The organism is Sphaerochaeta sp. S2, from assembly GCF_016406725.1.
In the GTDB taxonomy this organism is placed as follows: Bacteria; Spirochaetota; Spirochaetia; order Sphaerochaetales; family Sphaerochaetaceae; genus Sphaerochaeta.
In genome coordinates, this window is the sequence record NZ_JAEKNT010000236.1 from 1 (window position 1) to 6212 (window position 6212).

4 protein-coding genes are annotated in these 6212 nt (G+C 49.8%); 2 read left to right on the top strand and 2 right to left on the bottom strand.

From position 1 onward, the window contains the following. The first annotated feature begins 234 nt into the window (after positions 1-234). Together JF818_RS06680 and fusA are read left to right on the top strand one after the other, a co-directional pair. The gene (locus JF818_RS06680; protein ID WP_117331111.1) at positions 235-558 is read left to right on the top strand and encodes a helix-turn-helix domain-containing protein; all 324 of its coding nucleotides are present in this window, start codon (positions 235-237) and stop codon (positions 556-558) included. Positions 559-737: 179 nt separating this feature from the next. Further along, positions 738-2819 (top strand): elongation factor G, encoded by a 2082-nt coding sequence (fusA, locus tag JF818_RS06685; RefSeq protein WP_198891255.1) that lies wholly within the window; start codon positions 738-740, stop codon positions 2817-2819. A gap of 97 nt (positions 2820-2916) precedes the next feature. On the opposite strand, the gene trmB is transcribed toward fusA, so the two are convergent. Then, positions 2917-3654, bottom strand: coding sequence for a tRNA (guanosine(46)-N7)-methyltransferase TrmB (trmB, locus tag JF818_RS06690; protein ID WP_198891256.1), 738 nt, complete (start codon positions 3652-3654; stop codon positions 2917-2919). 8 nt (positions 3655-3662) lie between these two features. After that, a partial coding sequence (gene mfd / locus JF818_RS06695; RefSeq protein ID WP_198891257.1) for a transcription-repair coupling factor occupies positions 3663-6212 on the bottom strand: 2550 nt, incomplete at its 5' end.

The following is a 6212-nucleotide window of genomic DNA, read 5'->3' on the forward strand; positions in this document are numbered from 1 at the left end:
GCACTACGCTCTGCAACTCAAGGCAGGGGAACCTTTTCGATGGAGTTCGACCACTACGCGCAAAAAAACCGCTAATGGTATTGAAAAACATCGAAACGGCATGGTACCAATCTTGCGAAGTTGTGACAAATATGCCTAGAATGTATTGAAAGCGGTGTAAATACTACACCGTAGGAGGTAATTTACACGCTTTTCGATTGTTTTTACATTGCAATTTCATAAGAGGAGTACAACATGGCTAGAACCTACAATTTGCAGGACATTTTTGCAAGGAACCTAAAGGAGCGCAGAAGAAAGCTCTCCCTGACCCAGGCTCAATTGGCTGAGAAGATCGGCGTTTCCACCTCATTTGTGACAGAGATCGAGACTTCAAGGAAAGCACCTTCCTTCTCCACCATAGAGAAGATCAGTGCCGCGTTGGATGTACCCTGTTGGACATTTTTCTGCGAGGACGGTGACAAGCTTCCCAATGATGTCACTGTCATGGACCAATTCGCATACAAGCTAAAACAGGACATCAACCACATCATCGATGTGAATGTCAGCCTGACTCGTTAGGCGAGACACACAGATTATTCTCACGCATGTACCGGCGGACATCCTCTGGAAGGAGGGTGTCTGCTTTTTTGTGCCCAGCGGTTGAGCGCTGAAACAGAATTCTTTTGACATATGAGTTGATGGGGCGTACCATACATGCATGCGTTCTAGATCAGCATATTGTGATCAAAGGAGGAAATATGAGCGTTGTCAGCAATGATTTGAGGAATGTCGCCATCATCGGCCACAACGATACCGGGAAAACCACGTTGGTGGAACAATTGTTATTTTATGCCAATGTGATTTCCCGGGCAGAGAATGTCTCCAGTGGAAAGACCGTAAGCGATTACACGGATGAGGAAATTTCCCATAAGATTTCCATTCATGCTTCCCTCGCCTCCCTGGGATGGGAAGGAAAAACCCTGAACATCATCGATACCCCGGGAACTGCAGGGTTCATCGGTGAGACCATCTGCGGATTCCGCTCCTGCGAATCAGCAGTAATGGTAGTTGACGCACGTGATGGTGCCCAGATTGAGACCATTAAGCTCTGGCGTCATCTTGATCAACGCAATAAACCACGGGCGGTATTCATCAACAAGATGGACCGGGACCGTGCAGAATATACACAAGTACTTGAGAATCTTCGAGAAACCTTCAAAGCCAACTTTGTCCCCGTTGTCATTCCAATCGGCAGCGGCAAGGATTTCAAGGGTGTCATCAATCTGATTGAGGACAAAGCCTACATGGTGGGCGATGATGGAAAAGAAAAAGAGGCTGAGATCCCTTCGGATATAAAGGAGTTCGAGGAGCAGTATCACAACGACCTGGTGGAAAATGCCGCTGAGGGAGCTGATGATCTCATCGAAAAGTATTTTGATGAAGGAACCCTCTCCAGTGAGGATATCAGGCGCGGGCTACGTGAAGGCATGGATGACAACCGCGTCATCCCAGTATTCTGTGGTGCTGCTGAGCAGGGAAGCGGAATGGTCAGCTTGCTCAATTTCATCAGAAACAACTTCCCCAAACCAATCGGCAAATTCGATTGGATCGTCAACGAAGATGGTAGTGAGTCTGAATTTGCCATCACAGAGGAAGGACCAGCAGCAGCAGTGGTCTTCAAGACAACCATCGACCAGTTCAGCGGAAAATTGAGCTTCCTTAAGGTGCTTAGGGGTACCATCAAGGGAGATACAGAACTGTACAATCCGCATCTCAACAGAAAAGAACGCTCTGGCAAGGTCTACCGGCTTGTCGGCAAGAAACTTATCGAAACAGACAGGTTGGTCGCAGGAGATATCGGAGTCATTGCAAAGAGCAACATCGCCTCCACCAATTCAACCTTGGTGGAAGGGAGTGATACGAAGTTCCAGTTCAAACCACTCGCCTTCCCACAGCCTATCTACAGCCTTGCGATCAGTGCAGAGGACAAGAAGAGCGAAGTGAAGATGAACGAATCACTTCACAAGGTCACCGAAGAGGATCTGACCTTCCTGATCAAGTACAATGAGGAGACCAAGGAAAATGTGGTTGCCGGTATGGGTGAACTGCACCTTAACATGATCCTCGATAAGGTACGGGAGAAGCAGAAGGTCAACATCATCACGAAGCTTCCCAGGGTGGCATACAGAGAGACCATAACCAAGAAAAGCGGTATCGCTGAGTATTCACACAAGAAGCAGAGTGGCGGGCATGGTCAGTATGCACGTGTCCTGATCGAGATTGAGACTTTGGAAAGGGGTGCCTACTACTCCTTCACCAATGCCATCAAGGGTGGTTCAGTCAGCAAGGGATATGTCCCCGGTATTGAGAAGGGATTGCATGAGCTGATGGAGGAAGGATATCTTGCCGGCTATCCAATGATGGATATCGGCATCACCCTCGTCGATGGAAAGGAGCACCCGGTAGACTCCAGTGAAATGGCATTCAAGCTCGCTGCAAAGGGAGCAATGAAAATTGCCGTGGACAAAGCCAAACCTGTCCTACTTGAACCTATCATGCTTCTTAGTGTATACATAGAGAATGATTATCTGGGCGATATCCTTTCTGACCTGAGCAGCAAACGTGGACGAGTACTTGGTCAGGAAGATATGGGAAATCTGCAGTTGGTGAAAGCCCAGGTGCCTCAATCAGAACTACTCAACTATGCAATCGACCTGAAGTCGATGACCAGTGGTACGGGAAGTTTTGAAATGGAGTTCGACCATTACGAGCCTCTCAGTGGAAAACTGGCTGATGAGGTAATCAAGGCCTACAAAGATTCCTTAGCGGAAGAGGAGTAGGTGGTGGACAATCAGATTATTGCTTTTCTGATTGCTTGAGAGTGAATTTGTGGAACCTTGGAAGGGAGCATGCGGCGGCAGGCTCCCTTCCCTCATCTCAGCGTTTCTCCACCCAAACCTCGTTGATCGGATGGGACTTTGCAAGCCCCTTCTGCTCAAAGCGGGTTGTATCCCGCCAGGGGACAGGCGGAGCAAATCCCCCGTGGGGATTCACCAGGGATGGTGTGTTGTCAAACACCTCAAGCATCTGGTGGGCATACTCTTCCCAGTCCGTGACACAATAGATGTACCCCCCCTGTACCAGTTTGCTTGCAAGCAATGAGGCAAAAGGCTGTTGGATGAGACGTCGTTTCTGCTGACGTTTCTTCGGCCATGGGTCAGGAAAGAAAATATGGAATCCTGCAACGCTGTTATCGGGAATCATGGAGCGAAGCACCTCCACTGCGTCGAAACGCATCAGACGCACATTGTCCAGCCCTTCCCGCCCAACGACATCCAAGAGCTTGGTGAATCCAGAGAGGAACACCTCCAATCCAAGGTAATTGAACTGGTTTCGCTCCTTGGCAATACGGCTGGTGGCACTCCCCATGCCAAAACCAATCTCAATAACCAAGGGGTTTTCGTTCCCATACACCTGGGAGTAGTCCAAAAATTCCTGACGAAACGGGATTCCATAGGTTGCGTAATAGCGCTTGACTGCCTCAACCTGGAAGGTCTTCAGATAGCACCCTCTGAGCACGTAGCTCTTGACTGGACGCCTGGCCCCTTCCCTTCTGCTCTCCACCCACTGCAATTCAGGAATATCCTGGAAAATTGTATCTTGTGTAACCTGCATGCAAACTCCTACAGCAACCGCTGCAACTTCTCCATCAGGAACACGGCCTTGTCCTTGAGGGAGACTGCATCAGTCTTCATATACATAATATTCATCTTTCGCATATCCAACCACACACGTTTATTGCTCAGGGCAATGAGATTCATCACCTTGTTCACATTCAGATCTGCAACCTTGCCGAACTCAATGGTGACCACCCCCCTGCGATCTGTCAAATGGATGATTGACAGTTTGCGGCAGATGATCTTTATCTGTGCAATATAGAGGAGATTGGCAACCTCCTCTGGAGGTGGCCCGAACCGGTCACTGAGTTCGCTGCTCAGGGAGTGCAGCTGTTCCTCATTGTTTATGGAGGCTATCTTCCGATAGATGTCGAACTTCACTGAAGGGGCCTTGATATATGTGTCGGGAATGAATCCTGTGTAATCGAGTTCGAGGAATACTTCCTTATCCTCCTCCTTCAGTCCTTCCTTCCTTAGATCCCGGATTGCCTCATCCAGGATTCGGATGTACATATCAAGACCAACCGAGGAGAGCTGCCCGCTCTGCTCGCGTCCAAGGAGATTCCCGGTTCCCCTGATCTCCATATCCTTCATGGCTACCTTGAAACCAGAACCGAGCTCCGTATGCTCACTGATGATCTTGAGCCGTTTCACTGCAATCTCACTGAGGGCACTGCCCTGGGGATAGAAGAGGTAGGCATATGCCTGACGGTCATTACGCCCCACCCTTCCCCTGAGCTGGTAGAGCTGGCTCAGTCCATATCGATCGGCCCGGTCGATGATCATGGTATTTACGTTGGGAATATCGATACCGTTCTCGATGATGGTAGTCGAGACCAAAACCTGTATTCCCTCATGGACAAACCGTCTCATGGTGTCTTCCAGTTTTCGGCTGTCCATCTGCCCATGAGCACTCTCAATGATCAAATCCGGCAACAAGGTCGTCAGTTGCTGGACCACCTCATCAAGGCTTTCAATCCTATTATGCAGGAAGAAGACCTGACCACCCCGATCCACTTCCTCCCTGATAGCCCGCACAATGACATCCTGGTCGTACTCACCGATATGGGTCTCAATGGGGCGGCGGGCGATGGGAGGGGTTGCCAGCAGTGACATGTCCCTTATCTTCAGGAGTGACATGTAGAGGGTTCTCGGAATGGGAGTGGCACTGAGGGAGAGCGAATCAATGCTGTTCCTCAATACCTTGATACGCTCCTTGTCCTTGACACCGAAACGCTGTTCCTCATCGACGATCAGGAGGCCAAGATCCCGATACATGATATCCTTCTGCAGGATACGATGCGTGCCGAACAGTACATCAACCTTTCCTTCAGCAACACTGAGCAGGGTTGCTTTCTGGTCTTTCTTGGGTACGATCCTGGAGAGCTGGGCACAACGAACAGGGAAACTCCCCAACCTGCTGACAAAGTTCTGGTAATGTTGCTCTGCAAGGATGGTGGTAGGAGCCAGGAATGCAACCTGCTTTCCTCCCATGACCGCCTTGAAGGCGGCACGGAAGGCTATTTCGGTCTTTCCGTAGCCAACATCCCCACAGACCAGGCGGTCCATGACCACCGGCTTTTCCATATCATCCTTGATGTCCTCGATACAGGACAGCTGGTCAGCTGTCTCATCAAAGGGAAAGGATGCCTCGAACTGCAATTGCCAATCAGTGTCCTTGGGAAAAGCAAATCCCGGGCTGTTTTGTCGCTTTGCATAGAGCGTTATCAGATGCTTTGCAAGGTCCTCGGCTTTTTTTCGGGCCTTGGCTTTCTTGTTCTCCCAGCTTATGCCACCAAGCTTATCCAGTTTGGGGGTCCCCCCATCGCTTCCGATGTAGCGCTGGACCAGGTTTGCCTGCTCAATGGGAACATAGAGCATCTCGCTGTCTGCATATGCAATCTTGATGAAATCACGTTCACGGTCAAAACTGGAAACCCGGTCAATCTTGACGAATTTCCCCACCCCGTAGTTCACGTGGACTACATAATCTCCCTCATTCAGATCAACGAATGAGTCCAGAGGGGTCGACTGTGTATGCTGCAGGGTTTTTACCACCTGCCTTCTTCGTCCAAATATCTCGTGCTCACAGATGGCAATGATCTTTGTACTGGGGAGGGAGAATCCTCCTGAGAGTTCCATCCTCTCATAGGATAGGAATGGGAAAGCGCTGAGCATCTGGCTCAGACGTTGCAGCTGCAACTGGTTCTCTGCAAAGATGGTCACCTTCCATCCTTGTTTCTCAAAACTCTTGAGGTCTTCCTTGAGCAATGTGAAATTCCCAAAGTAGGAACGGGGGCCCTCGATATCGAACTTGAAGGCACCAGGGGATTGTCCTGCAAGATCCATCACGGTGATTGAATATCGGCAGGAGCTCTGGAAGAGAGGAAAATCGAGCAACAACTCATCCGGTTTGAGCGCATCACGGTCTTCCAGGAAAGCTTGTCTATAGAGTGACTTTGCCTCTAACTGCAAGCTATGGAAGCTGCTAGCAAGCCGCTTGTCCCCGATAAAGCAGAACAAGTCATCGTCATCGAGGTACCCGTTGATCGAGGA

Bases quoted from the DNA above. Each gene is read 5' to 3' on its own strand.
- JF818_RS06680 (WP_117331111.1), top strand. From the start codon at position 235: ATGGCTAGAACCTACAATTTGCAGGACATTTTTGCAAGGAACCTAAAG.
- trmB (WP_198891256.1), bottom strand. From the start codon at position 3,654: ATGCAGGTTACACAAGATACAATTTTCCAGGATATTCCTGAATTGCAG.
- fusA (WP_198891255.1), top strand. From the start codon at position 738: ATGAGCGTTGTCAGCAATGATTTGAGGAATGTCGCCATCATCGGCCAC.